This window comes from Rhizobium sp. AN5 (assembly GCF_900215255.1).
Lineage (GTDB): Bacteria > Pseudomonadota > Alphaproteobacteria > Rhizobiales > Rhizobiaceae > Agrobacterium > Agrobacterium tumefaciens.
Map to the genome: position 1 here is coordinate 1,663,107 of NZ_OCMJ01000004.1, position 25,165 is coordinate 1,688,271.

Annotated in this window: 32 protein-coding genes; 6 read left to right on the plus strand and 26 right to left on the minus strand. The window is 58.3% G+C overall.

The window, feature by feature from the left end; translation table 11 throughout:
* Window positions 1–138 precede the first annotated feature (138 nt).
* Window positions 139–1,416, minus strand: a complete 1,278-nt coding sequence (locus CRP02_RS20770) for an extensin family protein (RefSeq protein ID WP_097172166.1) — start codon at window positions 1,414–1,416, stop codon at window positions 139–141.
* Between the two features lie 304 nt (window positions 1,417–1,720).
* A complete protein-coding gene (locus tag CRP02_RS20775; RefSeq protein WP_097172167.1) occupies window positions 1,721–3,535 on the minus strand; it encodes a methyl-accepting chemotaxis protein in 1,815 nt (604 codons plus the stop codon).
* A 251-nt stretch (window positions 3,536–3,786) separates the two neighbouring features.
* Between CRP02_RS20775 and CRP02_RS20780 the strand changes: the two genes are divergently transcribed.
* Window positions 3,787–4,101, plus strand: a complete 315-nt coding sequence (locus CRP02_RS20780) for a DUF1883 domain-containing protein (RefSeq protein ID WP_013636426.1) — start codon at window positions 3,787–3,789, stop codon at window positions 4,099–4,101.
* Between the two features lie 81 nt (window positions 4,102–4,182).
* On the opposite strand, the gene CRP02_RS20785 is transcribed toward CRP02_RS20780, so the two are convergent.
* Both CRP02_RS20785 and CRP02_RS20790 read right to left on the minus strand, forming a co-directional pair.
* Window positions 4,183–5,499 carry a replication-associated recombination protein A gene (locus CRP02_RS20785; protein WP_097172168.1) on the minus strand — a complete coding sequence of 439 codons (1,317 nt, stop codon included), beginning with the start codon at window positions 5,497–5,499 and terminating at the stop codon, window positions 4,183–4,185.
* The gene (locus CRP02_RS20790; protein WP_003516104.1) at window positions 5,496–6,902 is read right to left on the minus strand and encodes a DegQ family serine endoprotease; all 1,407 of its coding nucleotides are present in this window, start codon (window positions 6,900–6,902) and stop codon (window positions 5,496–5,498) included. The genes CRP02_RS20785 and CRP02_RS20790 overlap by 4 nt, the downstream gene beginning before the upstream one ends.
* Window positions 6,903–7,076: 174 nt before the next feature.
* On the opposite strand from CRP02_RS20790, the gene CRP02_RS20795 reads away from it, so the two are divergent.
* Complete coding sequence (locus CRP02_RS20795; protein ID WP_097172169.1) at window positions 7,077–7,430, plus strand: lysozyme inhibitor LprI family protein; 354 nt, start codon at window positions 7,077–7,079, stop codon at window positions 7,428–7,430.
* 3 nt (window positions 7,431–7,433) lie between these two features.
* Here the strand turns inward: CRP02_RS20795 and CRP02_RS20800 are convergent, their stop codons facing one another.
* Together CRP02_RS20800 and ilvD are read right to left on the minus strand one after the other, a co-directional pair.
* Entirely contained in the window at window positions 7,434–8,435 is a 1,002-nt protein-coding gene (locus CRP02_RS20800) for a serine hydrolase domain-containing protein (protein ID WP_097172170.1), read from the minus strand.
* Between the two features lie 259 nt (window positions 8,436–8,694).
* A complete protein-coding gene (gene ilvD, locus CRP02_RS20805; RefSeq protein ID WP_013636431.1) occupies window positions 8,695–10,530 on the minus strand; it encodes a dihydroxy-acid dehydratase in 1,836 nt (611 codons plus the stop codon).
* Window positions 10,531–10,842: 312 nt separating this feature from the next.
* On the opposite strand from ilvD, the gene msrP reads away from it, so the two are divergent.
* Both msrP and msrQ read left to right on the plus strand, forming a co-directional pair.
* On the plus strand, window positions 10,843–11,784 hold the full coding sequence (msrP, locus tag CRP02_RS20810; protein WP_097172171.1) for a protein-methionine-sulfoxide reductase catalytic subunit MsrP: 942 nt from the start codon (window positions 10,843–10,845) through the stop codon (window positions 11,782–11,784).
* Window positions 11,785–11,786: 2 nt separating this feature from the next.
* The gene (gene msrQ, locus CRP02_RS20815; RefSeq protein ID WP_097172172.1) at window positions 11,787–12,434 is read left to right on the plus strand and encodes a protein-methionine-sulfoxide reductase heme-binding subunit MsrQ; all 648 of its coding nucleotides are present in this window, start codon (window positions 11,787–11,789) and stop codon (window positions 12,432–12,434) included.
* Here msrQ and CRP02_RS20820 read toward each other — a convergent pair.
* Window positions 12,388–12,816, minus strand: coding sequence for a DUF2809 domain-containing protein (locus tag CRP02_RS20820; RefSeq protein WP_097100519.1), 429 nt, complete (start codon window positions 12,814–12,816; stop codon window positions 12,388–12,390). The two genes, msrQ and CRP02_RS20820, sit on opposite strands and share 47 nt — an antisense overlap.
* Before the next feature lie 57 nt (window positions 12,817–12,873).
* On the opposite strand from CRP02_RS20820, the gene CRP02_RS20825 reads away from it, so the two are divergent.
* Together CRP02_RS20825 and CRP02_RS20830 are read left to right on the plus strand one after the other, a co-directional pair.
* Window positions 12,874–13,746, plus strand: a complete 873-nt coding sequence (locus tag CRP02_RS20825; RefSeq protein WP_097172173.1) for a DUF817 domain-containing protein — start codon at window positions 12,874–12,876, stop codon at window positions 13,744–13,746.
* A gap of 218 nt (window positions 13,747–13,964) precedes the next feature.
* A complete protein-coding gene (locus CRP02_RS20830; protein ID WP_323455384.1) occupies window positions 13,965–14,288 on the plus strand; it encodes a hypothetical protein in 324 nt (107 codons plus the stop codon).
* 79 nt (window positions 14,289–14,367) lie between these two features.
* On the opposite strand, the gene rplQ is transcribed toward CRP02_RS20830, so the two are convergent.
* From rplQ to rplP, 19 genes are all read right to left on the minus strand, one after another.
* On the minus strand, window positions 14,368–14,793 hold the full coding sequence (rplQ, locus tag CRP02_RS20835; protein WP_003495230.1) for a 50S ribosomal protein L17: 426 nt from the start codon (window positions 14,791–14,793) through the stop codon (window positions 14,368–14,370).
* A 118-nt stretch (window positions 14,794–14,911) separates the two neighbouring features.
* On the minus strand, window positions 14,912–15,922 hold the full coding sequence (locus CRP02_RS20840) for a DNA-directed RNA polymerase subunit alpha (protein ID WP_003516121.1): 1,011 nt from the start codon (window positions 15,920–15,922) through the stop codon (window positions 14,912–14,914).
* Window positions 15,923–16,117: 195 nt separating this feature from the next.
* Entirely contained in the window at window positions 16,118–16,507 is a 390-nt protein-coding gene (gene rpsK / locus CRP02_RS20845) for a 30S ribosomal protein S11 (RefSeq protein WP_003495225.1), read from the minus strand.
* A gap of 138 nt (window positions 16,508–16,645) precedes the next feature.
* On the minus strand, window positions 16,646–17,014 hold the full coding sequence (gene rpsM, locus CRP02_RS20850) for a 30S ribosomal protein S13 (protein WP_003516122.1): 369 nt from the start codon (window positions 17,012–17,014) through the stop codon (window positions 16,646–16,648).
* Between the two features lie 307 nt (window positions 17,015–17,321).
* Window positions 17,322–17,912 carry an adenylate kinase gene (locus CRP02_RS20855; protein ID WP_003516123.1) on the minus strand — a complete coding sequence of 197 codons (591 nt, stop codon included), beginning with the start codon at window positions 17,910–17,912 and terminating at the stop codon, window positions 17,322–17,324.
* Entirely contained in the window at window positions 17,909–19,249 is a 1,341-nt protein-coding gene (gene secY, locus CRP02_RS20860; RefSeq protein ID WP_097172175.1) for a preprotein translocase subunit SecY, read from the minus strand. The genes CRP02_RS20855 and secY overlap by 4 nt, the downstream gene beginning before the upstream one ends.
* 333 nt (window positions 19,250–19,582) lie before the next feature.
* On the minus strand, window positions 19,583–20,062 hold the full coding sequence (gene rplO / locus CRP02_RS20865; RefSeq protein ID WP_003516125.1) for a 50S ribosomal protein L15: 480 nt from the start codon (window positions 20,060–20,062) through the stop codon (window positions 19,583–19,585).
* 16 nt (window positions 20,063–20,078) lie between these two features.
* Complete coding sequence (gene rpmD / locus CRP02_RS20870; protein WP_003495212.1) at window positions 20,079–20,285, minus strand: 50S ribosomal protein L30; 207 nt, start codon at window positions 20,283–20,285, stop codon at window positions 20,079–20,081.
* 11 nt (window positions 20,286–20,296) lie between these two features.
* Window positions 20,297–20,866, minus strand: coding sequence for a 30S ribosomal protein S5 (gene rpsE, locus CRP02_RS20875; RefSeq protein ID WP_003516126.1), 570 nt, complete (start codon window positions 20,864–20,866; stop codon window positions 20,297–20,299).
* A gap of 218 nt (window positions 20,867–21,084) precedes the next feature.
* The gene (gene rplR / locus CRP02_RS20880; protein WP_003516127.1) at window positions 21,085–21,447 is read right to left on the minus strand and encodes a 50S ribosomal protein L18; all 363 of its coding nucleotides are present in this window, start codon (window positions 21,445–21,447) and stop codon (window positions 21,085–21,087) included.
* Window positions 21,448–21,459: 12 nt separating this feature from the next.
* A complete protein-coding gene (gene rplF, locus CRP02_RS20885; RefSeq protein ID WP_003516129.1) occupies window positions 21,460–21,993 on the minus strand; it encodes a 50S ribosomal protein L6 in 534 nt (177 codons plus the stop codon).
* 43 nt (window positions 21,994–22,036) lie between these two features.
* Window positions 22,037–22,435: a 30S ribosomal protein S8 gene (rpsH, locus tag CRP02_RS20890; RefSeq protein WP_003516131.1), complete on the minus strand. Its 399-nt coding sequence runs from the start codon at window positions 22,433–22,435 to the stop codon at window positions 22,037–22,039.
* A 12-nt stretch (window positions 22,436–22,447) separates the two neighbouring features.
* Window positions 22,448–22,753, minus strand: a complete 306-nt coding sequence (gene rpsN, locus CRP02_RS20895) for a 30S ribosomal protein S14 (RefSeq protein ID WP_003495202.1) — start codon at window positions 22,751–22,753, stop codon at window positions 22,448–22,450.
* A gap of 33 nt (window positions 22,754–22,786) precedes the next feature.
* Complete coding sequence (rplE, locus tag CRP02_RS20900; RefSeq protein ID WP_003495201.1) at window positions 22,787–23,341, minus strand: 50S ribosomal protein L5; 555 nt, start codon at window positions 23,339–23,341, stop codon at window positions 22,787–22,789.
* Complete coding sequence (gene rplX, locus CRP02_RS20905; protein WP_003516133.1) at window positions 23,334–23,642, minus strand: 50S ribosomal protein L24; 309 nt, start codon at window positions 23,640–23,642, stop codon at window positions 23,334–23,336. Before rplX ends, rplE begins: the two co-directional genes overlap by 8 nt.
* A gap of 12 nt (window positions 23,643–23,654) precedes the next feature.
* On the minus strand, window positions 23,655–24,023 hold the full coding sequence (rplN, locus tag CRP02_RS20910) for a 50S ribosomal protein L14 (protein ID WP_003495199.1): 369 nt from the start codon (window positions 24,021–24,023) through the stop codon (window positions 23,655–23,657).
* 235 nt (window positions 24,024–24,258) lie between these two features.
* On the minus strand, window positions 24,259–24,495 hold the full coding sequence (gene rpsQ / locus CRP02_RS20915; RefSeq protein ID WP_003495195.1) for a 30S ribosomal protein S17: 237 nt from the start codon (window positions 24,493–24,495) through the stop codon (window positions 24,259–24,261).
* Between the two features lie 11 nt (window positions 24,496–24,506).
* On the minus strand, window positions 24,507–24,707 hold the full coding sequence (gene rpmC, locus CRP02_RS20920; protein ID WP_003495193.1) for a 50S ribosomal protein L29: 201 nt from the start codon (window positions 24,705–24,707) through the stop codon (window positions 24,507–24,509).
* Between the two features lie 12 nt (window positions 24,708–24,719).
* Window positions 24,720–25,133 (minus strand): 50S ribosomal protein L16, encoded by a 414-nt coding sequence (gene rplP, locus CRP02_RS20925; protein WP_003516136.1) that lies wholly within the window; start codon window positions 25,131–25,133, stop codon window positions 24,720–24,722.
* Window positions 25,134–25,165: the final 32 nt, after the last annotated feature.

Consider the following 25,165-nt stretch of genomic DNA (forward strand, 5'->3'; position numbering starts at 1 on the left):
TACTCGACGTCATCCTCGGCCTTGTGCCGAGGATCTGCCCACGTAACGCCCATCGCGACGTTGCAGATGCTCGGGACAGGCCCGAGCATGACGGAGGAAACGCTTTCAAACTCAGCCGAAAACCTCCACCAACGCGACTTAGTCACAATGCCTGTAACCGGACTTGCGGGTGCGCAGGTCGAAGTGGAAATGGTTCCAGTGGTTGGGATCGCTGCCTGGCCCGAGAACCGTGGAGAAATATTTGCAGCTATCGGACCTCACTGCCTTCAGCAGCGCCTTTTCCCGGAAGGCGAAGAAGTTCTTGCTGCGAACATCGATCTCCTTGCCGTTGTTCAGCGTTATGGTGCCGATATCGATGGCGTTGCCGCGCGCATGTTCGGACCACGGATTGCTGGAGCGCGAATTCATCTTGCGGCAGGAATAACCGCCCATGGGCGTGATGCGTCCGACGCCTGAGAGGTAACGGAATCGGGAGGACGGCACGAGTTCGAACTTTACCCATTTGGCGAAGGCAAGCGTGACCTGGCAATTGAGCTTCACTGCCGGGCGGATGGCAACGCCGCTGGCAAGCCCGCTGAGTTCGATCGGATAGTCGATACCGCAGGTCGGACCATCTGCAATGCGCGCAACATCGCGGAAGGCGACGCCGAGACGGCGCAGCTCGGAGCGACAGGCCACTTCCGAGGATGGCATGACGCCGGGCGGCATGGCCGAGCGGTTGCTTTGCAATCCGTCACGGGCCATCGGATCATTAGGCATCAACATGGCGACCTCCTCCACCGGCTGGCGGCGGGAAGAAGACCCGGGCGGCGGTGGCGGTATCAACCGCGACTGACCCGCACTTTGTTGCCGGCGAGCCGGAGAAACGGCAACCGGATTGTCGGTGCCGATGCCGTCCACCACCGGCTGGGCGGAAGCGCCTTCGGCAATATCGGCGTCCTGCTCTTCCGCAAGTCCGCGAACCGGCTCCACGCCCAGCATGGAATCCATATTCACCCCGCCCTCGCCTTCGGCGATCTGGTTTGCGGCAGCCTGCTGGTTGGGCATGGCTGGGGAGGCCATGCTTTGGCCGTTCGCGGCCATGCGCGCCTGATGCTGGCCATCGAGCGTGGAATAGCCCTGGCCGCCCTGTGGCGATTGCAGCAGGGGATCCTGCGAGGCATAAGGCTCCGGCATCGGTTGCGATACGGCTGCGGGATAATTGGTGGCCTGCCCGGTCTGCCCGGTCCGCTCGGCCTGATAGACCGCACCCGGCGGCGCGCTGTAGCCTTGCTGCCGCGACGACCGGATGGCGCCGACACGTGTCGTGCCGTCAACCTCGGCCGGCGGCACAAGGCCCTCCGCCGAACACGACACCATGACCGTGGAAATCATCAACAACGTCACAAGACGACGCGGAAGGGAAACATACGCCATACGAGAACCTGTACCTTCAGCGGCCGCTACCCGCGGCAATACAGGTAAATTTTAAAGAAACGGGGTAAACGAATCCTTATTGGTTGGGAGAAATAACGAACCGGGCTGTTCCGTGACGCGGGAAATGGGGAAGCCTCGACCGAAATCATACCAAAGGTGTGAGCAAAGCTCTGCAAACCAACGCCTCTCACGACGCAGATACACCACGGGTCCGGCACGACGGAGGAGAGGTTGTCGCACTTCCTCGAAACAGAAAGGGCGCAGCCAAAGCCGCGCCCTGTAAACTATCTCAAACGGATAAAAATCAAGCCGCCCGCGAAACCTCGCGCCCTGCCCCATGCCCGAGTTCGAAACGGGACAGCAGCGCGCGGAGCTGCCGGCTTTCTTCGGCCAGCGTCTGGCTGGCCGCCGTCGTCTCTTCCACCATGGCGGCGTTCTGCTGGGTCATCTGGTCCATGTGGTTGACGGATGTGTTGATCTCCTGCAGGCCGGTGGCCTGTTCCCGTGCCGCCGTGGCGATTGAATTGACGTGGCCGTCGACCCGGTTGACCAGCGTCACGATCTCATCCAGCGCGTCACCCGTGGAGCGAACGAGTGCGACACCGCCGCCGACCTCTTCCGCCGAACGATTGATAAGGGTCTTGATCTCCTTGGCGGCATTGGCAGAGCGTTGCGCCAGTTCGCGAACCTCCTGCGCCACCACGGCAAAACCGCGTCCCGCTTCGCCCGCCCTTGCGGCCTCAACACCGGCATTCAGCGCCAGAAGGTTGGTCTGGAACGCGATTTCGTCGATGACGGAAATGATCTGCCCGATGCGCCGCGAAGATTCCTCTATGCGGCCCATCGCATCGACTGCATTGCGCACGATCTCGCCCGAGCGGCCTGCGCTCGTTTTTGTATCCTGCACCATTTGCCGGGCCTCGTTCGCCCGTTCGGAAGCGGTGCGCACCGTCGCGGTGATTTCGTCAAGAGCCGCCGCCGTCTCCTCCAGCGCCGCTGCCTGCTGCTCTGTCCGGCGAGAAAGATTGCCGGTCGCACCGCTGATGTCAGATGCGCTATCGTTGACGACATGGCCGGTTCTGGCGATCGCCTCGATCGCCCCATGCAGCGCGCCGACGGCGCGGTTGAAATCCATGCGCAGCTTTTCATATTCGCCGCCGATATCGGCAAGCTCGACGGTCAGATCGCCATTGGCGAGTGCTTCCAGCGAACTGCCGAGCTCGTTCATGGCATGAGCCTGACGCTCGGATGCGGAGCGCAACGCCATCTCGTTGCCATGCCGCGCCTCCTCCAGCGCCCGCTGCTGCCCCGCCTCGCGGGCCTGCAAGGCGCTGCGCTCGTTGACGCTGTCACGCAGCACCAGCAACGTCTTGGCAATGGCACCGATTTCGTTGCGACGGTCGGCGAATTCAATTTCCGCCTCGCCGTCACCATCAGCGATCCGCTTCATACTCTGCCGGATGCGATCGATAGGCCGTGTCACGCTGCGCACGACGGCGGCAGCCACGCCGATCACCAGAAGGCCGGACAGAACACACACTGCGATGTTGAAATAGGCGTTGCTCCAGAAAACTGCCTCAAGGTCGTCGACATAAACGCCAGTGCCGACAATCCATCCCCAGGGCGCGAAACCGGCGACATGGGAAAATTTCTCGACTGGGTCCGGCGCGCCGGGCTTGGGCCAATAGTAATCTACAAAGCCCTGGCCGCCCGCCTTCACCGTATTGACGAATTCAACGAACAGCGCCTTGCCGTTCGGATCCTTGTTGGCAGTGAGATCGCTGCCGTTCATCTCTGGCTTGATCGGATGCATCACCATCTTGGGATGCATGTCGTTGATCCAAAAATAACCGCTGCCGTTGCCATAGCGCATCGCCGCAATCGTGGTCTTGGCTTGCTGCTGCGCGGCCTCACGCGTCAGGGTGCCACCCTGCTCCAGCCGGTAATATTGCTCAAGAATGGCGACAGCTGTTTCGTTCATGGATGCGAGCCCCGCTTTACGCTCGCGTTCCATCTCATGAAAGGTCTCGAACAGGCTGAATGTCAGTGCCGCAGTCAATATTGCCAGAAACAATGCAACGAGCGCATAAAGGCGCATAGATATCGTGACGCTTTTCATATTTCCCCCAACGCCGCTGACGGCACTTCGACCAGCCGATGTTAGAGTTAAAAAATTTATTATCACTGAATACGCCTATTATACGTTAGTATTATTCCAGACCTCCTCCATCAAACCCTTCAATACTCTCCACGGCCGTTCGAAACCGGCACAGCGACCCGAAATTCTACAGGGTGCTGCCGTTTTAAAGAGCTCGTTAACCCTGACGTCCTATCCTCTTTTGCCAAAATGCAGGTACAGGGAGACGCGCAATGTCACGGCCGAATTTCCGCTTTACACATTATGACCTGAAGGAATTGCGGGCTGGGACGACCATTGAGGTGTCCCTGTCGGCCGTCAACAATGTGCGGCTGATGACAGGCGCAAATTTCCAGCGTTTCACCGAATTGCTCGATTTCAAATATCTCGGCGGCGTCGCGAAAAAATCGCCGATCCGCATCAGCATTCCCGAGACCTTGCACTGGCATCTGGTGATCGATGCCGAAGGGCATAGCGGTCTGGCAGAATCCTCGGTCAAGATGCTGCCTGCGCCGTCGCAGGTCATACAACATCGCAAGGCATCCTGATTTCCCTTTGGAAACAGTTGGATGGCGCGGTTTTACGACTCACTTTGGCAAGCGCCTTATTCTTTTTGTGAAGAAAGCTTTTTAACGCGAACCGCGCTCGCGGCGCAGCTTCGCCCACCAGTCGAGACGCTTGCGGATGTCCCGCTCGAAACCCCTGTCGGGCGGATCGTAAAACGTCTTGCGACCCATTTTTTCCGGAAAATAGTCCTGTCCCGAAAAGGCATCCGGCTCGTCATGGTCGTAACGGTAACCGTCACCGTAACCCTCGCCCTTCATCAGCTTTGTGGGCGCGTTCAGAATATGCTTTGGCGGCACCACCGAGCCGTTTTCCTTGGCAGCCCGCATCGCCGATTTGAAGGCTGTATAAACGGCATTCGATTTCGGCGCGGTGGCGAGATAGACGCAGGCCTGCGCCAGCGCCAGTTCGCCTTCCGGTGACCCCAGATAATCATAGGCGTCCTTGGCGGCATTGCAGACGGCAAGCGCCTGCGGATCGGCAAGGCCGATATCCTCCACCGCCATGCGCACCAGCCGCCTCCCGATAAAAAGCGGGTCTTCGCCGGCGTCAAACATGCGGCAGAGATAATAAAGCGCCGCATCCGGGTCCGAACCGCGCACCGATTTATGCAGCGCGGAAATCAGATTGTAGTGGCCGTCCTGTCCCTTGTCGTAAACCGGCGCGCGCCGCTGCACGATGCGCGTCAGCCCTTCGGTATCGAAAGTCTCGTCTTTGCGCGCCGCACGCCAGACCTCTTCGGCAAGCGTCAGCACGGCGCGGCCATCGCCATCGGCCATCCGGATCAGGCTGACACGCGCCTCCTCGGTCAGCGGCAGAGGCTTGCCCTCCGCCTCTTCGGCGCGCTTCAAAAGCTCGCCCAGGCTCTCCTCGTCATGCGAACCGAACGTGAGGACACGCGCCCGCGACAAAAGAGCGGCATTCAGTTCAAAGGACGGGTTTTCGGTGGTTGCACCCACAAGAATGATGGTGCCGTCTTCCATGACCGGCAGGAAGCTGTCCTGCTGGGCACGGTTGAAACGATGGATCTCGTCAACAAAAAGCAGCGTCTGCCGGCCGTTCATCCGGCGTGTGCGTGCTGCCTCGAAAACCTTCTTAAGATCGGCAACACCGGAAAAGATCGCCGAAATCTGTTCGAAAGCCAGCCCGGCCTCGCCCGAAAGCAGACGGGCGACCGTCGTCTTGCCGGTGCCGGGCGGCCCCCAGAAGATCATCGATCCGAGTGAGCCGCTATCGATCATTCGGCGCAGCACGCCCTCTTCACCCGTCAGATGCGGCTGCCCGGTCACCTCCGCCAGCGTCTTCGGACGCAGGCGATCGGCAAGAGGCCGCCGGTTGGCGACCTCGACAGGCACTTGTGGGGCAAAGAGGTCATCGCTCATCGCAGGAACTGCCGGATACGTTGACCGTCACGCAGGATTTCCACCCGCCAGAAGCCGGGATTGTCATCCAGCGCCTTTTCGACCGCAGCCGTGGAGCCGATATCCGAGCCGTTCAGCGACAGGATGACGTCCTTCGGCTGGAAACCGACCCGATAGGCCGGCGAACCGCGCTTCACATCGGTGACGACGACGCCGGTCACCTGCGAAGGCATGCGCAGTTCATCCGCAAGCTTCGGCGAGAGATTGGCGACAGTTGCGCCCGCCAGGGGATTGCGTCCCTCCAGCAGCCGTTCGTCACGCGGCGCGGTTTCCGGCGCCGTGTCGAGCGCAATGGTCACCTTCTTCTCTTTGCCCTTCTCCACCAGCGTCAATTCGGCAGACTTGCCGATGCCAGCCGTCGTGAGGCGATAACCGAGTGCATCGGGATGCTCCACCTCCAAACCGTTGACCGCCGTTACGACCTGCCCCGGCTCGATGCCGGCCTTCTCCGCCGGGCCGCCCTTGACGACGCTGACGACGAGCGCACCGCGCGCACGGTGCAGGCCAAGCGCCTCGGCAACGTCGGAGGTCACCGGATCGAAGGTCGCGCCGATATAGGGCCGCTGGAAGTTCGCGTCGCCACGCTCGGCGGCGGCAACGAAAACGCGGACAAGGTTGGCGGGAATGGCAAAACCGATGCCGTTCGACCCGCCGCCCTTGGAGAAGATGGCGGTGTTGATGCCGATCAACTCACCCGCCATGTTCATCAGCGCACCGCCGGAATTGCCGGGGTTGATAGAGGCGTCGGTCTGGATGAAGAAGCCGAAATCGCCCTGCGTCACCTGGTTGCGCGCCAGTCCCGAGACGATGCCGCTCGTTACCGTCTGGCCGACACCGAAGGGGTTGCCGATGGCAAGCACGAGATCGCCGACTTCGATGGCATCCGAATTGCCAAGCGAAAGCACCGGAAACTGTTCCTTCGCATCGATCTGCAGAATGGCAAGATCGACCCGGTCGTCCTTCAGCAGCACCTTGGAGGAGAATTCACGCCCATCCGCCAGCGCCACCTTGATGTCGTCGGCACCATCGATGACATGATTGTTGGTCACCACGAGGCCGCCGGCCGTCACGATCACACCCGATCCGAGCGAAGACTGTTTCTCCGTGCGGTTCGGCATCTGCTGGCCAAAGAACTGTTCGAAGAACGGGTCGCCGGCAAAGGGCGACGAGCGCCGCTGCACGATGCGTTCGGCATAGACATTCACCACAGCGCCTGCGGTACGCTTGACCAGCGGCGCGAAGGAAAGCTGCATTTCCGTGTGGCTTGCGGGCACGGTCTTGTTGTCCTGCGCCTGCGCTCCGACCGGAACGAGAAGCAGCGCCGCAAGAAAGCCGGTGGACAGATACTTCAGCACGCTCTGCATGTGATTCCTCATCCTCATCAGTATGATGGAGTTATAACGCGAAAGCCTATAAAGCAAAGCGCGGCAAGATGATGGCCGATCTTTTTCATGCGATGACCGGCTTGCGCAGGTGGAACCAACTGCACCCCATTTCGGTTTCACACATACGAGCCTGTCCTCAAAATGAGACGACCCATGCACCTGAAACAGACAATCCTTGCCTCCGGCATCCTCCTCGCCTGCGCTTCACTGGGTTCACCCGCCAACGCCGCCAGCTTTGATTGCACGAAGCCGGATCTGGCCGCGGATGAAAAGGCGATCTGCGACAACCGAGCCCTCAACGACCAGGACGTGAAGATGGTCACCACCTTCGACATCCTGACACAACTGATGGCGATGGGCGCACGCGACACCTTGCGCGAAGAGCAGAGCCAATGGTTGAAAAAGCGCCAGGAATGCAACGCGGATATCGCCTGCATCACAAGTGCCTATGAGGAGCGCATGAAGCGGCTCGGGGAAGCTTTTCAGAGCATAAACAGACCGCTTTGATTTTCACGCCACGCGAATGATATTCTCCATCAGCCCATGCAATTGGTCGCGATAACCGGTTCTCGCCGAAGGCGCGTCCTCACGGGACGTCATAACCACCGAAAGCCGTTTGGCGGGGACGATATAGAGCATCTGCCCGCCGTAGCCCCAGGCATAATAAACCGTCTCGCCCGCCATCTCCTTGATGAACCAGCAATAGCCGTAACCATCGCCGTTGAAGACGGAATTGGTGCGTTGCTGCCAGGATTGATCGATCCAGCTCTGCGAAATCAAACGCTCGCCGTCTGGCGTTACCCCGCCCAGCCGGTAAAGCTCGCCGAAAGCCAGCAGCGATCGCGCCGTCATCGCCATCTGGTTGCCGCCCAGATAGATGCCCTGCGGGTCGCGCTCCCAGCCGCCGATTGAGAAGCCCTCCAGCGGCCGGAACCAGTCGCGCGCAAGCGACAGCGTCGAACGGCCGGATGCCTTGGTCAAAATCGCCGAAAGCAGATGCGTGGAACCGGTGGAGTAAAGCATGCCGCCGCCCGGCTCTCCGGCAAAACCCGACCCCAGCGCCATTCGCACCCAGTTGCGGCTGGCGACCCAGCGGCCGTAGTTCGGGCCGGACATTCGTTCCAGACCGGACTGCATGGAAAGCAGGTTGCCGATGGTCACCCTTTCCAGACGCGCATCGGGGTTCGGCGGAAAATCGCTGCGCAGAATTGTGGCAATCGGCTGATCCGCCCCAGCCAATATCTTGCGATCGATCGCCATGCCGACCAGCGCGGAAATAACCGATTTCGAGGCCGACTTGATGTTGGTGGAACCAGTGAGGCTGGCGCCGTGATAGGCACGGCTGGCCACCTCCTCGCCGTCAATACTGACGATGACGGCTTTCAGGCTCGAAAGCCCATCCGCCTCGTTGAGCAATGGACTGAAGCGGGCGCCGTTGCCGGGTGTTTGGCCGTGGGCAAGGCGGGCGAAAGGCAGGGATGCGATAAGGCCGAGTGCGGTTCGTCTTTTCATGATGCTGAAGTTAGGCATCGCGACGCGTTGGAAAAGGGCACGTGACGGAACATCACTCCAATGTGACTGCTGGAATGGAGGGTGGACGGTCGGATGGTTTCGAATTTACGGCGGAGAAACAGCGTGTTGCGCGAATTTGGAGAATCAAGCTCTGAGGCAATTGAATCTGTTTCTTAACGACGCACGTAATCTGGATCATCAAAAGAAAAAGCCGCTCAGAAGAGCGGCTTAAGCTGCCTGTAGGATCCTGCCCGCCAGATTACTCCGGCAAAATCCGAACAGCACCCTTGTCGGCACTGGACGCAAAAGCCGCATAGGCCTTCAGCGCTGTTGTGACGTTGCGCTTGCGGAACTCCGCAGGCTTCCAGCCGAGCTGATCCTGCTCGGCGCGGCGGGCTGCCAGTTCCGCATCCGTAACTTTGAGGTTGATCGTGCGGTTGGGAATATCGATCTCGATCAAGTCGCCCTGACGCACGAGGCCGATAGCGCCGCCCTGCGCCGCTTCCGGCGAGGCATGGCCGATGGACAGGCCGGAGGTGCCGCCCGAAAAACGTCCGTCGGTGATCAGCGCGCAGGCTTTGCCGAGGCCCTTGGACTTGAGGTAGCTGGTCGGATAGAGCATTTCCTGCATTCCGGGGCCGCCCTTCGGTCCTTCGTAACGAATGACGACGACATCACCTGCCTTGACCTCGTTGGAAAGAATACCCTTCACCGCCGCGTCCTGGCTTTCGTAAACAACCGCCGGACCGCTGAATTTCAGGATGGATTCGTCGACACCCGCCGTCTTCACGATGCAGCCATCAAGAGCGATGTTGCCATAAAGCACGGCCAGACCGCCATCCTTGGAGAAAGGCTTTTCAACCGAGCGGATAACGCCGTTTTCACCGTCCGTATCCAGATCGTCCCAGCGCGACGACTGGCTGAAGGCCACCTGCGTCGGAACGCCGCCGGGGGCAGCCTTGAAGAACTGCCGCACGGTTTCGCTGTTGGTGCGGGTGATGTCCCAACGGTCGATGGCGTCGCCCAGCGTCGCCTCGTGCACCGTGTAGGTATCGCGATTGAGGAGACCGCCACGATCCAGCTCGCCGAGAATGCGCATGATGCCGCCGGCGCGGTGAACGTCTTCCATGTGCACGTCCTGCTTGGCAGGCGCGACCTTGGAAAGGCAGGGAACCTTGCGGGAAAGACGGTCGATGTCTTCCATGCCGAAATCGACACCGCCCTCATGCGCTGCCGCCAGAATATGCAGCACCGTGTTGGTGGAACCGCCCATGGCGATATCCAGCGACATGGCGTTTTCAAACGCCGCCTTGTTGGCAATGGTGCGCGGCAGAACGGTCTCGTCGTCCTGCTCGTAATAACGGCGCGCCAGATCGACGATCAGGTGACCGGCCTCGACGAACAGGCGTTTGCGGTCCGAATGGGTGGCAAGCGTCGAGCCATTGCCGGGCAATGACAGGCCTAGCGCCTCGGTCAGACAGTTCATGGAATTGGCAGTGAACATGCCGGAACAGGAACCGCAGGTCGGGCAAGCGGAACGCTCGATGATCTTGACGTCCTCATCGGAAATCTTGTCATCGGCAGCTGCGACCATGGCGTCGACCAGATCGAGCGCGACCGTCTTGCCATGCAGAACGACCTTGCCTGCTTCCATCGGACCACCGGAAACGAATACGGCGGGAATGTTGAGGCGCATCGCCGCATTCAGCATGCCGGGGGTGATCTTGTCGCAGTTGGAAATGCACACCATCGCGTCGGCGCAATGGGCGTTGACCATGTATTCGACCGAGTCAGCGATGATTTCGCGCGACGGCAGCGAATAAAGCATGCCGTCATGGCCCATGGCGATGCCGTCATCGACAGCGATGGTATTGAATTCCTTGGCGACGCCGCCGGCCGCTTCGATTTCACGCGCAACGAGCTGGCCGAGATCCTTCAGATGCACATGGCCCGGCACAAACTGCGTAAAGGAATTGACTACCGCGATGATGGGCTTGCCGAAATCGCTGTCCTTCATGCCGGTGGCGCGCCATAGGCCGCGCGCGCCCGCCATGTTGCGGCCGTGGGTTGTCGTTCTGGAGCGATAGACTGGCATGGTGTTTTCCTCGATCTCTTGGGCAGAAGAGCGCATTCCCGCACCGCGGTCAAAATGCCCTCGCCCTATTTTGCGGTTTTTCTAGCGCAAACCGTAAGCCCTGTCACTGTCACCTTCGGGCAAAACAGTACGGTTCGGTACGGTACGCCCGGTTTGAATGTTGCAATTCGCGCGGCCTGTCATCACAAATGCGCGATTTTTGCCGCCCGGCCGCTGTTTTTGCGCAGAGTGCTGAAACATATCTGTGCAGCGGCCGTATAGCCTATCATAATCGATTTATCGCCGATGCACCCGGCTTTTGTGGAGGTTGAAATGCCCGCCTATCGTCCGCCCCTCATCCCGGCAGGAGAAATCACGCCGAAGAATATATACCTCTCGAGACGCGGCTTTCTCGGCACGGCGGCGGGGCTTGCGGCAATCGGGCTTTCCGGCCGCGAGGCTGTCGCCACTCCACTTGCTGCTAAAGCAGGCGCCTACAAGCTGGATGAGAAGCTCACCCCGCTCGATGCCGTCACCAGCTACAATAATTTCTATGAGTTCGGAGTGGGCAAATCCGACCCGAAGGAAAATTCCGGCAAGTTCAAGCCCACCCCCTGGGCGGTGAAGGTGGATGGCCTTGTCTCCAAACCGCAGGAATTCGGCATCGAAGAGCTGATGAAATATCAGCTAGAGGAGCGCACCTATCGCATGCGCTGCGTCGAGGGCTGGTCGATGGTCATTCCGTGGATCGGTTTCCCTCTCGCCGCGCTTCTCGACAAGGTGGAGCCACTCGGCAGCGCGAAATACGTGTCCTTCGAAACCGTGGTGCGGTCGGAGGAAATGCCGGGCCAGAGCGGCCTGTTCCAGCCTCTGTCCTGGCCCTATGTCGAGGGTCTGCGCCTAGATGAGGCCCGCCATCCTCTGACCATTCTTGCCGTCGGACTATACGGCGAAACCCTGCCGAACCAGAATGGCGCGCCCATTCGCCTCGTCGTTCCCTGGAAATACGGCTTCAAGGGCATCAAATCCATCGTCCGTATTTCGCTTGTCGAGAAACAGCCGGAAACGACGTGGAAAAACTCCAACGCCCGCGAATATGGCTTCTATTCCAACGTCAATCCGCATGTGGACCATCCGCGCTGGAGCCAGGCGACGGAACAGCGCATCGGCGAAGGCGGCTTTTTCGGCACCCAGAACCGCCCTACCCTGATGTTCAACGGCTATGACGAGGTGGCAAGCCTCTATACCGGCCTCGATCTAAAGGCGAATTACTGATCATGGCGCTCGCCTTTTCGCTTCCCTCACTGCCGAAGCGTTACCAGCCGGCAGCCATCTGGTCGCTTTATGTCATCGGCCTCTGTCCCGGCCTCTGGTATTTTTACCTCGCCGCAACCGGCGGCCTCGGCTTTAATCCGGTCAAGGATTTCGAGCACCTGCTCGGCATCTGGGCGCTGCGCTTTCTGTGCCTCGGCCTGCTGGTGACGCCGCTGCGCGATCTCTTCAACATCAACCTCATCGCCTATCGCCGGGCGCTGGGACTGATCGCCTTCTATTACGTGCTGGCGCATTTCAGCGTCTATCTGGTTCTGGACCGCGGCCTGGTCTTCAGCTCCATCGCCGCTGATATTCTCAAACGCCCCTACATCATGCTCGGCATGGCGGGGCTCGTCATGCTGCTGCCGCTCGCGCTCACCTCCAACCGCTGGTCGATCCGCAAGCTCGGCAGCCGCTGGAACACGCTGCACAAACTCGTCTATCTCGTGCTCATCGTCGGCGTACTGCATTTCGTGCTGGCGCGAAAATCGATCACGCTCGAGCCGGTGTTTTATATCAGTACGATGGTGGTGTTGCTCGGGTATCGGCTGGTGCGGCCTTCGATCATGGTGGCGAAGAGGAATAAGCGCGCAAGCCCCGTCCGGACGTAAAGGACGCCACCGCGATCCCGCCGATATAACAGACGATATTCCACACCGAGAAAACGCGGCCGAGCAGCAAAGCTCCGGCCGCCGTTGCGCGAAACGCGTCCAGCGCCGGGAAATGAACGAGCCGGATCAATTCCACGACGACGACGACGATGACGGCGATGTGAACCTCGTAACCGTACCAGCGGGACGGAAGGATGGCCGCCAGCAGCAGATAGACCATCGCCCCCCAGAGCACGGATCCGCCATATTTTACCGCCACGAACGGCAATCCCACCTCGTAGCCGAACGCCCGCAAGCAAAGACCGCCAATGATCACAATCATGGCCGCCGCCAAAAGCCGGATGCGGGCAAAATAAGGCGGGGAAAGGCGTGACGGACCCATGCGAGTTCCTTCCGGTTTTCGTATGAAAATTTAACGGATACAAATCGAGGCGCGAACATGAGCACAGCAACAGGCCCAGCCGCAACCCGCCTCTCGGTTTTGGACAATCTTCTGTGCGATACCTATCCTTGGGGCGAACTCAAGGGCATCAGGCGCTTTGTCATCGAATTTCTCTATTTCGGCATCAAGGAGGCCCGTGCCTGCCTGTTTGCGGGATTGTTCTTCATTTCCATCTTCGTGGTGCCGCATGGTGGGGTATTTGGCATTCCGCGTTATGACGTGCTGCTGATCGTCGCGCTCGGCATCCAGTTCCTCATGATCTGGAGCAGGCTGGAAACGCTTGACGAGGCCAAGGCCATCCTGCTGTTCCATATCGTCGGCTTCGCGCTTGAGGTGTTCAAGACGTCAAGCGCTATCCAGTCCTGGTCCTACCCCGACTTCGCCTATAGCAAGGTCCTCGGCGTGCCGCTCTTTTCCGGCTTCATGTACGCCGCCGTCGGCAGCTACATCATCCAGGCGTGGCGCCTGCTGGATGTGCGCATTCGCAATTATCCCACCTATTGGATGGCAACGCTGATCGGCATCGCCATCTACGCCAACTTCTTCACCCACCACTTTATCGGTGACTACCGCTGGTACATCGCCGCCTGCGCCATCGGCCTCTATTCCCGCGCAACGGTGGTCTACCGTCCCTATGATCGGGATCGAAAGATGCCGCTGCTTCTCTCCTTCGTCCTGATAGGGTTTTTCGTCTGGCTGGCGGAAAACATCTCCACATTCTTCGGTATCTGGAAATATCCCGATCAGATCGGCGCCTGGTCCGTGGTGCATATCGGCAAGTGGAGTTCGTGGTCGCTGCTGGTCATCATGACGTTTACGATTGTCGCGCAACTCAAGCACATCAAGGGTCGCATCCACGTTCCGGAGTGAAGCGAGCGCTTTCCAAGCATCGTTAAAAACTACGATTGCAGGACATCGAGCCGATAGAGAGGAATAGCTTAGATATCATTAAGTAAATCCTGCCAAAAATCTATCGAGCGATATACAAGACAAGCGAAAATTACGAAGTTGGCGTATTTATTGTTCACGACGCCAGCCGCCCTAATGGCTTCTATGTTGATACAGCTTACCCTCGGAACGCCGATATTGTGAAAAAGACCATTACACCCGCACCCGTATTCCTGAAATTTACAGGCTATATGATCCAAGACTTCGAAATGTTCGAAAGCTTGGATGGCGTCTTACTTTTAGGTTTGTATCACTTAACCAAAAAGGAGCGAAATGAGCTCCATACATTCCTTGCATCCCTGTTGCGCTCTGATGTTTCAGATAGCTTGATTGGAAATCTTTGGAACACATCCAATGCTGAATTTGGTGCCGAAGGTAAGGGAATTAGATGGCTTCTCAACCGGACCGTCGAGTTGATCGAAGGTGACGACGGCACTGACGGTTACTATCTGCGTCGTTCATGACTATTCTTTTGGAAAATAAAAAAGCCGGGTGATCTCTCACCCGGCTTGTTAATTCACGACGCCTGAACGGCGTCAGACCTTACGCAGCTTCGGCAGCAGCAGCTTCCGCAGCAACGCGAGCCTTGTCGGCTGCGCCCTTGGCGTCAACGTCGCGCTCGACGAATTCAACGACGGCGAGAGCCGCGTTGTCGCCCTGGCGGAAGCCAGCCTTCATGATACGCAGGTAGCCGCCATTGCGGGTTGCGTAACGCGAAGCGATCGCGTCGAACAGCTTGCGAACAGCGTCCTGATCCTTGATCTGCGAGATCGCCTGACGACGAGCGTGCAGGTCGCCGCGCTTGCCGAGAGTGACGAGACGCTCGACGATCGGACGGATTTCCTTCGCCTTAGGAAGGGTGGTGACGATCTGCTCATGGGTGATGAGCGAAGCAGCCATGTTGGCAAACATTGCCTTGCGGTGGCTGGCGGTTCTATTGAGCTTGCGGCCTGAATTACCGTGGCGCATTGCTATTCTCCTTCTACGCAGGTGCCTTCTCTAAGGCCTGCCGTTTCCTGGCACATGCAGGTGACTTACCTGCTGTTTGACGGGGAAAGGCAGTCTTTAAGGTCTGCCTTCTTGTTTGTTAGTATTGGTCTTCGTAACGCTTGGCGAGATCTTCGATGTTCTCAGGCGGCCATGCCGGTACTTCCATACCGAGGTGCAGACCCATGGAAGCGAGAACTTCCTTGATTTCGTTCAGCGACTTGCGACCAAAGTTCGGCGTGCGAAGCATTTCGGCTTCGGTCTTCTGGATCAGGTCGCCGATATAGACGATGTTGTCGTTCTTCAGGCAGTTAGCCGAACGAACCGACAGCTCCAGCTCGTCGACCTTCTTGAGAAGCGCCGGGTTGAACGCGAGTTCGGTAACCGATTCTTCTTCTGCTTCCTTCTGCGGCTCGTCGAAGTTGACGAAGACGCCGAGCTGGTCCTGAAGAATGCGAGCGGCGAAGGCAACGGCGTCTTCGCCGGAAACCGAACCGTTGGTCTCGATCGTCATGATCAGCTTATCATAGTCGAGAACCTGGCCTTCACGGGTGTTTTCCACCTTGTAGGACACTTTCTTGACCGGAGAATACAGGCTGTCCACCGGAATGAGGCCAATCGGGGCATCCTCCGCGCGGTTGCGCTCAGCCGGTACGTAACCCTTGCCGTTGTTGACGGTGAATTCCATGCGGATTTCAGCGCCCTCGTCCAGCGTGCAGATCACGTGGTCGGGGTTCAGGATCTCGATGTCGCCAACCGTCTGGATGTCACCAGCGGTTACCGAACCCGGACCCTGCTTGCGCACGACCATGCGCTTGGAATCGTCACCATCCATCTTGATGGCGATTTCCTTGATGTTGAGCACGATATCCGTCACATCTTCCCGAACGCCGGGGATGGAGGAGAATTCGTGCAGGACACCGTCGATCTGCACGGCCGTTACAGCGGCACCACGCAGAGAAGACAACAGAACGCGACGCAGCGCGTTGCCGAGGGTAAGACCGAAACCACGCTCCAGCGGCTCGGCAACGAGCGTTGCCTTGGTGCGGCTGGACGAGGTGAACTCGACCTTGTTCGGCTTGATAAGTTCCTGCCAGTTCTTCTGAATCATCTTTAAACCTTCCGTTCGCCGCCACCATCCAATCGTGACGGACCGAGCATGAAAACACTGAGAGGAACCTAATTCCGCGGTTCATCAGTGGGTTCTTGAGCGCAAGTCCGTCGATCGAAATCGACGCGCACACGCCAGATACACGAAAATTCCGCCAGACCGAAGGAAAGGCGGAATTTCCGAACCACGGTCGCGTCAGACGCGGCGCTTCTTGCGCGGACGGCAACCGTTGTGCGGGATCGGCGTCACGTCGCGAATGGAAGTGATCATGAAACCGGCAGCCTGCAGAGCGCGAAGTGCCGATTCACGGCCGGAACCCGGACCGCAAACTTCAACTTCAAGCGACTTCATGCCGTGTTCCTGAGCCTTCTTCGCGCAATCTTCAGCAGCGATCTGGGCAGCAAACGGGGTCGACTTGCGCGAACCCTTGAAGCCCTTGGCACCAGCGGACGACCAGGCAATAGCATTGCCCTGTGCGTCGGTGATGGTGATCATCGTGTTGTTGAAGGTCGAGTTGACATGCGCGACGCCCGACGTGATATTTTTACGTTCGCGACGGCGAACGCGTGCGGCTTCCTTGGCCATTTTATACCTTTCATTGATCTCTTCACCGCCGTAACACCAGCGGCTACACCGGCGATCGACCCGTTTCCGAGCTTCACGCCAAACTCAGAAAGGCTGGCGCAGACCGCACCAGCCTCTCCTTTCCGGAGAACCGGAAAATTACTTCTTCTTACCAGCGATAGCCTTCGCCGGACCCTTACGGGTGCGGGCGTTGGTGTGCGTGCGCTGACCGCGGACCGGAAGGCCACGACGGTGACGCAGGCCGCGGTAGCAGCCGAGGTCCATCAGACGCTTGATGTTCATCGAGGTCTCGCGACGAAGATCGCCTTCGACCTGATAGTCGCGGTCAATGGCTTCGCGGATCTGAAGAACTTCAGCATCCGTAAGCTGATGAACGCGCTTGTCAGCCGGAAGACCGACCTTGTCCATGATTTCCTGCGCGAATTTCGGACCAATCCCGTGAATATACGTCAGCGCAATAACAACGCGCTTTGCAGTCGGGATGTTGACGCCAGCGATACGTGCCACGTCTTTTCTCCTTGGTTCCAGTTGCCATCCGGCAAGTGGTGATTCCATTCGAGCGGCCGACACGACCGCCAGTTCAAAATTGATGTCCGTGACAAGTCAAAACGACCGAACCCGGATTTCCCTCCCTTAAGGGAAATCCGCGCCAGTCGCTTGGGATGTCGCGAGTTGGCGCGGTGTTTAACGGAATCAGCGCTAAAAAGCAACCGGCTCCGCCAAGATTCTTTTGCGATCCAAAGGATACGCCATATCAGGAGCACAGGATTTGCCGGGAAAACCGCCTGCGGTTTTCACCATCCCGCTCCAACCATCAGGCCGAGGCCTTTTCCAGAACCCGTTCGATGGCCGCGGTGACGGCATCGACATCAGCCATGCCATCCAGTGTCACAAGTTCGCCCTGCTCGCTGTAATATTGCGACAGCGGCGCAGTCTTCTCGCGATATTCCGTCAGCCGCTTGCGGAAGGCTTCCGGATTGTCGTCGGAACGAACCGTGCCACCGGCAGCGATGGTCTCTGCAACGCGATTTTCGATTCGGCGAATCAGCGCCTCCTCGTCCACCTTCAGTTCGATGACGGCATCGAGGGCGACGTTCTTCTTGTGCATGTTCTCGGCAAGCGCCTTGGCCTGCGGAACGGTGCGCGGATAGCCATCGAGAATGAAACCCTTGGCACAGTCTGGAGCTTCGATGCGTTCGGAAACGATCTGATTGACGATATCGTCGGAAACCAGCCCGCCGGCGTCCATGACGGCCTTGGCGCGCTTGCCTATTTCCGTGCCCGCGCTAACCGCAGCGCGAAGCATGTCACCGGTGGAAAGCTGCGGGATCCCGTACTTGTCAGTCAGGCGTTTGGCCTGGGTTCCCTTGCCCGCACCCGGCGGACCTAAAAATATCAGTCTCATCGTCCCCTCTTTCCTCCACGCAACTTCGACTTCTTGATCAGTCCTTCATACTGCTGCGCGATCAGGTGACCCTGAATTTGCGCAACCGTGTCCAGAGTTACACTGACAACGATCAAAAGCGAAGTACCACCAAGGGCTAATGGAATGCCCGTACGTGCGATAAGTGTCTCAGGAAGGATACACACGAAGACAAGATAAACAGCGCCGACAACCGTGATACGGGTCAGAACGTAATCGATGTACTCCGCGGTGCGCTCGCCCGGACGAATGCCCGGAATGAAGCCGCCGTGCTTCTTGAGGTTATCGGCCGTGTCCTTCGGATTGAAGACGATAGCCGTGTAGAAAAATGCAAAGAACGCGATGAGCAGGCCGTAGAGCGCCATGAACAGCGGCTGTCCATGCTGCAGCGACGCGATGATCGAGGTTGCCCAGCCCGGCAGGTTGGTGTTTCCGGCAAAACCGGCAGCCGTCGCAGGCAAAAGCAGCAGCGAGGATGCGAAGATCGCGGGAATAACGCCAGCCGTGTTGAGCTTCAGCGGCAGATGCGAGGTATCGCCCTGGAACATCCGGTTGCCGACCTGACGTTTCGGATATTGTATCAGCAGACGGCGCTGGGCGCGTTCCACGAAAACGATCAGCGCGATGACGCCGATTGCCACGATAACGACCATGAGGATGAGCGTTGTCGACAGCGCACCGGTGCGGCCGAGTTCCAGCGTGCCGGCAAGCGCCTTGGGCAGACCTGCGGCAATACCGGCAAAGATGATGAGCGAAATACCGTTGCCGATGCCGCGCGAGGTAATCTGTTCGCCAAGCCACATCAGGAACATCGTGCCGCCGAGTAGCGTGATGACGGTGGAAATACGGAAGAACAGGCCAGGATCGACTACGAGGCCGTTGCCGCTCTCAAGGCCGACAGCGATGCCGTAGGCCTGCAGGGTGCCAAGCAGTACCGTGCCGTAGCGCGTGTACTGGTTGATGATCTTACGTCCGGCTTCGCCTTCCTTCTTCAACGCTTCGAGCGAAGGCACGACCGAGGTCATGAGCTGCACGATGATCGAAGCGGAGATGTAAGGCATGATGCCGAGGGCAAAGATTGCCATGCGCTCGACGGCGCCACCCGCAAACATGTTGAAAAGACCGAGAATACCATTGGCCTGGCCACGGAAGGCCTGCGAATAGGCTTCTGGGTTCAGACCCGGAAGCGGAATGTGGGTACCAAGACGGTAGACGAGAAGTGCGGCAAGAGTAAACCAGAGACGCTTTTTCAGATCCTCCGCCTTAGCGAAGGTCGAAAAATTCAGGTTCGAAGCCAGTTGTTCCGCTGCTGAAGCCATAAATTTCTCCGAATGACCCTTGCCGGCCAGCGAAACCGGCCAATGCGGAAAGGTCTAAAAATACCGGTTCAAAAACGGGCTTCGGACGAACACGGCTTTGCGCCGCCATCATGCCTCACCCTGTTTTTTTATGTCCTATCCCCTCCCTCAAGGAAGTTCAAGAACTGTGAGGCTCTCCCTGCGGCACTTTATGCCGCATGTGGCGCGCATAACAGCTGCACCGCGAAGAGTTTGCCATAATGCCACAATAAATCGATTTAAATCGAGAGCATCATAAGCCAGGGAGCGCAAACGCCCGGAGCGACTATGCCCCGGGCGTCTGAAGTCTATATATTACTCGGAAGCTTCAGCTGCAACTGCGAGAAGCTTGATAGAGCTGCCAGCCTTCTCAATCTTTTCGAGTGCAGGCTTGGAAGCGCCGGCAACTTCAAAAGCAACCTTGCTCGTCAGTTCGCCGTCAGCGAGAATGCGAACGCCGTCCTTGGTGCGACGGATAACGCCAGCAGCCTTGAGAGCAGCAGCATCGATCGTTGCGGAAGCGTCGAGCTTCTTGGCGTCGATGGCGGTCTGAATGCGGCCGAGCGATACAACAGCAAATTCGGAAGCGAAAATGTTGTTAAAACCGCGCTTCGGAAGACGACGGTAGATTGGCATCTGACCGCCTTCAAAACCGTTGATGGCGACGCCCGAACGAGCCTTCTGACCCTTCACACCGCGACCACCTGTCTTGCCCTTGCCGGAACCGATACCGCGACCTACGCGGATACGGTCCTTGGTGGAGCCTTCGTTGTCTCTGATTTCATTGAGTTTCATGATAGGTTACTCCGTCTCACTTCTCGTCAACGACGCGAACGAGATGCTGGACCGCACGGATCATGCCGCGAACCGCAGGAGTATCTTCCAGGGTGCGCTGACGGTGCATCTTGTTGAGACCCAGACCGACCAGCGTCTGACGCTGGATTGCCGGGCGGCGGATAGGGCTGCCGATCTGTTCGACCGTAACAGTCTTTTTGGCTTCAGTAGTCTTCTTGGCCATGATCCAGCTCCTTATTCTTCAGAAGCGTTGCCGGAAGCGGCACGGCGAGACTGAAGGGTCGCATACTTGAGACCACGCTGTGCAGCGATGTCCTTAGGATGAACCTGATGCTTCAGAGCGTCGAACGTTGCGCGAACCATGTTGTACGGGTTCGAAGAACCGGTCGACTTGGCAACAACGTCATGAACGCCCAGCGTTTCGAAAACAGCGCGCATCGGACCACCGGCGATGATACCGGTACCTGCCTTGGCCGAACGCAGCAGAACCTTGCCTGCGCCGTGACGGCCATTGACGTCGTGATGCAGCGTGCGACCATCGCGCAGCGGAACGAAGATCAGATCGCGCTTTGCGCTCTCGGTTGCCTTACGGATGGCTTCCGGAACTTCGCGAGCCTTGCCGTGACCGAAGCCAACGCGGCCCTTCTGGTCGCCAACGACGACGAGAGCGGCGAAGCCAAAGCGACGGCCACCCTTAACAACCTTTGCAACGCGGTTGATCGCGACCAGCTTGTCGACGAATTCGCTATCGCGTTCTTCACGGTTCTGGCGATCGTCGCGAGAACCTCTTTTTTCCTGTGCCATTGTCCTTGTCCTTTTTCTTTTACGGGTGGAACGGCAAACGAAAAGACCACCGGCCTCGATGAAGAGACCCGCATGGCCCGGTGAAATTCCGCCCGGATCGTTGTCAGGGCGGAAACTGCAGCGCCGCGTGTCGAAACCGACACGCAAAGGACGCTGCAGAATCTTAAGTGGTGCATGATCCTTTCTTTCGATTGCAAATAATCGAAAGGGTCAAGCACTCAGAAGTTCAGACCGCCTTCGCGGGCAGCTTCTGCCACAGCCTTGATACGGCCGTGATAGATGAATGCGCCACGGTCGAATACGACATCCTTGACGCCAGCCTTGACGCCACGCTCTGCAACCAGCTTGCCTACGACAGCTGCTGCTGCAACGTCGGCGCCGGTCTTGAGCGAGCCGCGCAGATCGGCTTCGAGCGTGGAGGCAGACGCAAGCGTCTTGCCAGCAACGTCATCGATGATCTGAGCGTAGATGTTCTTCGACGAGCGATGAACCGACAGGCGCGGGCGGCCATTGGCAACCGCCTTGATCTGGCGGCGCACACGGCTCGCGCGACGTGCAAGTGCTTCTTTCCTGCTAGCCATTTCGCGTGATCCTTACTTCTTCTTGCCTTCTTTGCGGACGATACGCTCTTCAGCGTACTTCACGCCCTTGCCCTTGTAGGGCTCGGGACCACGGTATTCGCGGATTTCCGCGGCAACCTGGCCAACCTGCTGCTTGTTGATGCCGGAAACGATGATTTCCGTCGGCTTCGGAACGGCAATGGTGATGCCGACCGGAGGCTCGTAAACAACATCGTGGCTGAAACCGAGAGCCAGCTGCAGGTTCTTGCCCTGCAGGGCGGCACGGTAACCGACGCCGTTGATTTCGAGCTTGCGTTCGTAGCCGTCCTTAACACCCTTGAAGATGTTCTCGATCATCGTGCGGGACATGCCCCACTTGGAACGAGCTTCCTTGGTGTTGTTGGCCGGCGTTACGGAAACGCCATTATCTTCGAGTTTCAGCTGGATGTCGTCATTAGCGACGAAAAACAGTTCACCCTTCGGGCCCTTAGCAGTGACCTTCTGGCCGTCGACATTGGCCGTAACACCTGCTGGAACCTGAACGGGCTTTTTACCGATACGAGACATTGTTCAATCCTGTCTGTTCGTTATGGAGATCCGTGCTCGGGTCTTAGAAGACCGAGCAAAGAACCTCGCCACCAACGTTCTGTTCGCGAGCTTGGTGATCGGCCATCACGCCCTTCGGGGTCGAAAGGATGGTGATGCCGAGGCCGTTCGCGACCTGCGGAATGGACTTAACCGAGACATAAACTCGGCGGCCCGGCTTGGAAACGCGGCCGATCTCACGGATCACGGACGCGCCTTCGTAGTACTTCAGTTCGATCGTGAATTCGGCCTTGCCGTTTTCGAAATCGACCTTGGAATAACCGCGAATGTAGCCTTCAGCCTGCAGCACGTCGAGAACGCGTGCGCGGAGGCTGGAAGCAGGCGTGCTTACCGAAGACTTACGGCGAGCAGCACCATTGCGGATGCGGGTGAGCATATCACCCAAAGGATCAGTCATGGTCATGTGCCCGTCTCCTTACCAGCTCGACTTGACAATGCCCGGCACCTTGCCGGAATTGCCCAGCTCACGAAGCGCGATACGCGACATCTTGAGTTTGCGATAGAACGCGCGCGGACGGCCCGTTACTTCGCAGCGGTTGCGGATACGCGTCTTCGAGCCGTCACGCGGCAGCGAAGCGAGCTTCAGAGTGGCCTTGAACCGGTCTTCGATCGGAAGGGACTGGTTCATCACGATCGCCTTCAGTGCAGCCCGCTTGGTGGCCTGCTGGGCGACCGACTTGCGGCGGCGCTTGTTCTTTTCAACTGCGCTTGTTTTCGCCATATCGGAGTTCCTTTTCTACGCTCGTCGTTACGGTTAGTGACGGAACGGGAAGTTGAACTCTGTAAGCAGAGCCCGTGCTTCGTCGTCCGACGTCGCCGTCGTGCAAACGATGATGTCCATGCCCCACATCTGATCAACCTTATCGTAGTTGATCTCAGGGAACACAATGTGTTCCTTGATGCCCATGGCGAAGTTGCCACGGCCGTCAAAGCTCTTCGGGTTCAGACCCCGGAAGTCGCGAACGCGCGGCAGCGCGATGTTGACCAGGCGATCAAGGAATTCATACATGCGGGCGCCACGAAGGGTAACCTTCGCACCGATCGGCATGCCTTCGCGAACCTTGAAACCAGCGATCGAGTTGCGAGCGCGGGTAACAACCGGCTTCTGGCCGGCAATCGCAGCCAGGTCACCGGCAGCAATGGTTGGCTTCTTGGAGTCGGCAGTTGCCTCGCCAACACCCATGTTGATCACGATCTTTTCAAGCTTCGGGATCATCATCACGTTGGCGTAGGAGAACTTCTCCTGCATGGCGCCACGGATACGGGAAACGTACTCCGTCTTGAGACGCGGCTCGTACTTATCAGCCATCGATCACTTCTCCCGAACGCTTGGCCACGCGGACCTTCTTGCCGTCTACAACAGTAAAGCCAACGCGGGTCGGCTTGCCATCCTTATCGACGATGGCAATATTGGAGATGTGCAAGGACGCTTCCTTGTTGATGATGCCAGCTTCCTGAGCCTGGGTCTGGCGCTGGTGACGCTTCACCATGTTAACGCCACGCACAACGGCCCGATCTTCCTTCGGCAAAACCTGGATTACTTCGCCGGTACGGCCCTTGTCCTTACCGGTCAATACGACAACGTTGTCGCCTTTACGAATTTTCTGCATCGCATACGCTCCTTACAGTACTTCCGGAGCCAGCGAGATGATCTTCATGTGGTTCTTGGCGCGAAGTTCGCGCGGAACCGGTCCGAAGATACGGGTGCCGATGGGCTCTTTCTTGTTGTCGATAAGAACGGCTGCGTTGTTATCGAAACGGATGACGCTGCCGTCAGCGCGACGGATGTCCTTGGCGGTGCGAACGACAACCGCCTTCATCACATCGCCCTTCTTGACGCGGCCGCGCGGAATAGCTTCCTTGATGGAAACGACAATAATGTCGCCAACAGAAGCATATTTGCGCTTCGAGCCGCCCAGCACCTTGATGCACATGACACGACGTGCGCCGGAATTATCCGCCACGTCGAGGTTTGTTTGCATCTGAATCATGTCAGGTCGCCTTCTTGTTGTTACCGGAACGGTTGGGCAAACTCTCCCGAGTGAGCCCCCTGCCCCAGCTTATGAATGTCTCTTTTTTTGCGCGGAAATGTCGTGACAGGGTGGTTTCCTAAACGGACCTTCCGTGCGCATCAAAGCAAAAGACGCTCGATTCACGAGCGTCCTTGCGGTGCTTCATACAGTATTTCGCGCCAAGTACAAGAGCCCTGGCGCGATTCTGATGAAATTAAGCCTGGGCGGAAACGACCGTCCAGCGCTTGTCCTTGGAGATCGGTGCGCATTCCTCGATGGAAACGACATCGCCGACCTTATACTGATTGTTTTCGTCGTGTGCCTTGTACTTCTTCGAACGGCGAACGGTCTTCTGGAGAAGCGGGTGAGCGAATCGGCGCTCAACCCGGACTACAACAGTCTTCTCGTTCTTGTCGGACACTACGACGCCCTGCAGAATGCGTTTCGGCATATTATTTTTCCTTAGGCCTTGGCTTCTGCCGCCTTCTGGCGGGCAATGGTTTTAACGCGGGCGATGTCCTTGCGGACTTCGTTGATGCGCGAGGACTTCTCCAGCTGGCCAGTCGCCTTCTGGAAGCGCAGGTTGAACTGCTCCTTCTTCAGATCGGCGAGCTTGTCCTTGAGCTGGTCGGCGCTGAGGCCGCGAACTTCATCGGCTTTCATGTGCCTTGCTCCTTACTCTGCGATGCGCTGTACGAAGCGCGTCTTGACCGAGAGCTTGGCAGCGCCGAGACGAAGCGCCTCGCGGGCGATCTCCTCGGACACACCGTCGATCTCGAACATCATACGACCGGGCTTGACCTTGCATGCCCAGTATTCGACCGAACCCTTGCCCTTACCCATACGAACTTCGGTCGGCTTTGCCGTTACCGGAACGTCTGGGAATACGCGGATCCACACACGACCTGCGCGCTTCATGTAACGCGTGATCGCGCGGCGGGCCGCTTCGATCTCGCGTGCGTTCACGCGGTTCGGTTCCTGCGACTTCAAGCCGAATTCACCGAATGCCAGGTCAAAGCCGCCCTTGGCGACGCCCTTGATGCGTCCCTTGAACTGCTTGCGGTACTTAGTACGCTTTGGCTGCAACATTTTCTTACTTCTCCGAGCTTATCTTTCGCCAG

Excerpts from the sequence above, each read along its gene's own strand:
- rplX (WP_003516133.1), bottom strand. The coding sequence starts at position 23,642 with ATGCAGAAAATTCGTAAAGGCGACAACGTTGTCGTATTGACCGGTAAG.
- CRP02_RS20795 (WP_097172169.1), top strand. The coding sequence starts at position 7,077 with ATGCACCTGAAACAGACAATCCTTGCCTCCGGCATCCTCCTCGCCTGC.
- rplR (WP_003516127.1), bottom strand. The coding sequence starts at position 21,447 with ATGGCTAGCAGGAAAGAAGCACTTGCACGTCGCGCGAGCCGTGTGCGC.
- CRP02_RS20840 (WP_003516121.1), bottom strand. The coding sequence starts at position 15,922 with ATGATTCAGAAGAACTGGCAGGAACTTATCAAGCCGAACAAGGTCGAG.
- secY (WP_097172175.1), bottom strand. The coding sequence starts at position 19,249 with ATGGCTTCAGCAGCGGAACAACTGGCTTCGAACCTGAATTTTTCGACC.
- rpsE (WP_003516126.1), bottom strand. The coding sequence starts at position 20,866 with ATGGCACAGGAAAAAAGAGGTTCTCGCGACGATCGCCAGAACCGTGAA.
- rplF (WP_003516129.1), bottom strand. The coding sequence starts at position 21,993 with ATGTCTCGTATCGGTAAAAAGCCCGTTCAGGTTCCAGCAGGTGTTACG.
- rpsQ (WP_003495195.1), bottom strand. The coding sequence starts at position 24,495 with ATGCCGAAACGCATTCTGCAGGGCGTCGTAGTGTCCGACAAGAACGAG.
- ilvD (WP_013636431.1), bottom strand. The coding sequence starts at position 10,530 with ATGCCAGTCTATCGCTCCAGAACGACAACCCACGGCCGCAACATGGCG.
- rpmC (WP_003495193.1), bottom strand. The coding sequence starts at position 24,707 with ATGAAAGCCGATGAAGTTCGCGGCCTCAGCGCCGACCAGCTCAAGGAC.
- CRP02_RS20820 (WP_097100519.1), bottom strand. The coding sequence starts at position 12,816 with ATGGGTCCGTCACGCCTTTCCCCGCCTTATTTTGCCCGCATCCGGCTT.
- rplQ (WP_003495230.1), bottom strand. The coding sequence starts at position 14,793 with ATGCGCCACGGTAATTCAGGCCGCAAGCTCAATAGAACCGCCAGCCAC.
- rplN (WP_003495199.1), bottom strand. The coding sequence starts at position 24,023 with ATGATTCAGATGCAAACAAACCTCGACGTGGCGGATAATTCCGGCGCA.
- rpsK (WP_003495225.1), bottom strand. The coding sequence starts at position 16,507 with ATGGCCAAGGAAGCCGCACGCGTTCGCCGTCGCGAACGTAAAAATATC.
- rplE (WP_003495201.1), bottom strand. The coding sequence starts at position 23,341 with ATGGCTGATAAGTACGAGCCGCGTCTCAAGACGGAGTACGTTTCCCGT.
- CRP02_RS20780 (WP_013636426.1), top strand. The coding sequence starts at position 3,787 with ATGTCACGGCCGAATTTCCGCTTTACACATTATGACCTGAAGGAATTG.
- CRP02_RS20800 (WP_097172170.1), bottom strand. The coding sequence starts at position 8,435 with ATGAAAAGACGAACCGCACTCGGCCTTATCGCATCCCTGCCTTTCGCC.
- CRP02_RS20825 (WP_097172173.1), top strand. The coding sequence starts at position 12,874 with ATGAGCACAGCAACAGGCCCAGCCGCAACCCGCCTCTCGGTTTTGGAC.
- rpmD (WP_003495212.1), bottom strand. The coding sequence starts at position 20,285 with ATGGCCAAGAAGACTACTGAAGCCAAAAAGACTGTTACGGTCGAACAG.
- rplP (WP_003516136.1), bottom strand. The coding sequence starts at position 25,133 with ATGTTGCAGCCAAAGCGTACTAAGTACCGCAAGCAGTTCAAGGGACGC.
- rpsN (WP_003495202.1), bottom strand. The coding sequence starts at position 22,753 with ATGGCGAAAACAAGCGCAGTTGAAAAGAACAAGCGCCGCCGCAAGTCG.
- CRP02_RS20790 (WP_003516104.1), bottom strand. The coding sequence starts at position 6,902 with ATGCAGAGCGTGCTGAAGTATCTGTCCACCGGCTTTCTTGCGGCGCTG.
- msrP (WP_097172171.1), top strand. The coding sequence starts at position 10,843 with ATGCCCGCCTATCGTCCGCCCCTCATCCCGGCAGGAGAAATCACGCCG.
- CRP02_RS20770 (WP_097172166.1), bottom strand. The coding sequence starts at position 1,416 with ATGGCGTATGTTTCCCTTCCGCGTCGTCTTGTGACGTTGTTGATGATT.
- CRP02_RS20855 (WP_003516123.1), bottom strand. The coding sequence starts at position 17,912 with ATGAGACTGATATTTTTAGGTCCGCCGGGTGCGGGCAAGGGAACCCAG.
- CRP02_RS20775 (WP_097172167.1), bottom strand. The coding sequence starts at position 3,535 with ATGAAAAGCGTCACGATATCTATGCGCCTTTATGCGCTCGTTGCATTG.
- rplO (WP_003516125.1), bottom strand. The coding sequence starts at position 20,062 with ATGAAACTCAATGAAATCAGAGACAACGAAGGCTCCACCAAGGACCGT.
- msrQ (WP_097172172.1), top strand. The coding sequence starts at position 11,787 with ATGGCGCTCGCCTTTTCGCTTCCCTCACTGCCGAAGCGTTACCAGCCG.
- CRP02_RS20785 (WP_097172168.1), bottom strand. The coding sequence starts at position 5,499 with ATGAGCGATGACCTCTTTGCCCCACAAGTGCCTGTCGAGGTCGCCAAC.
- rpsH (WP_003516131.1), bottom strand. The coding sequence starts at position 22,435 with ATGACCATGACTGATCCTTTGGGTGATATGCTCACCCGCATCCGCAAT.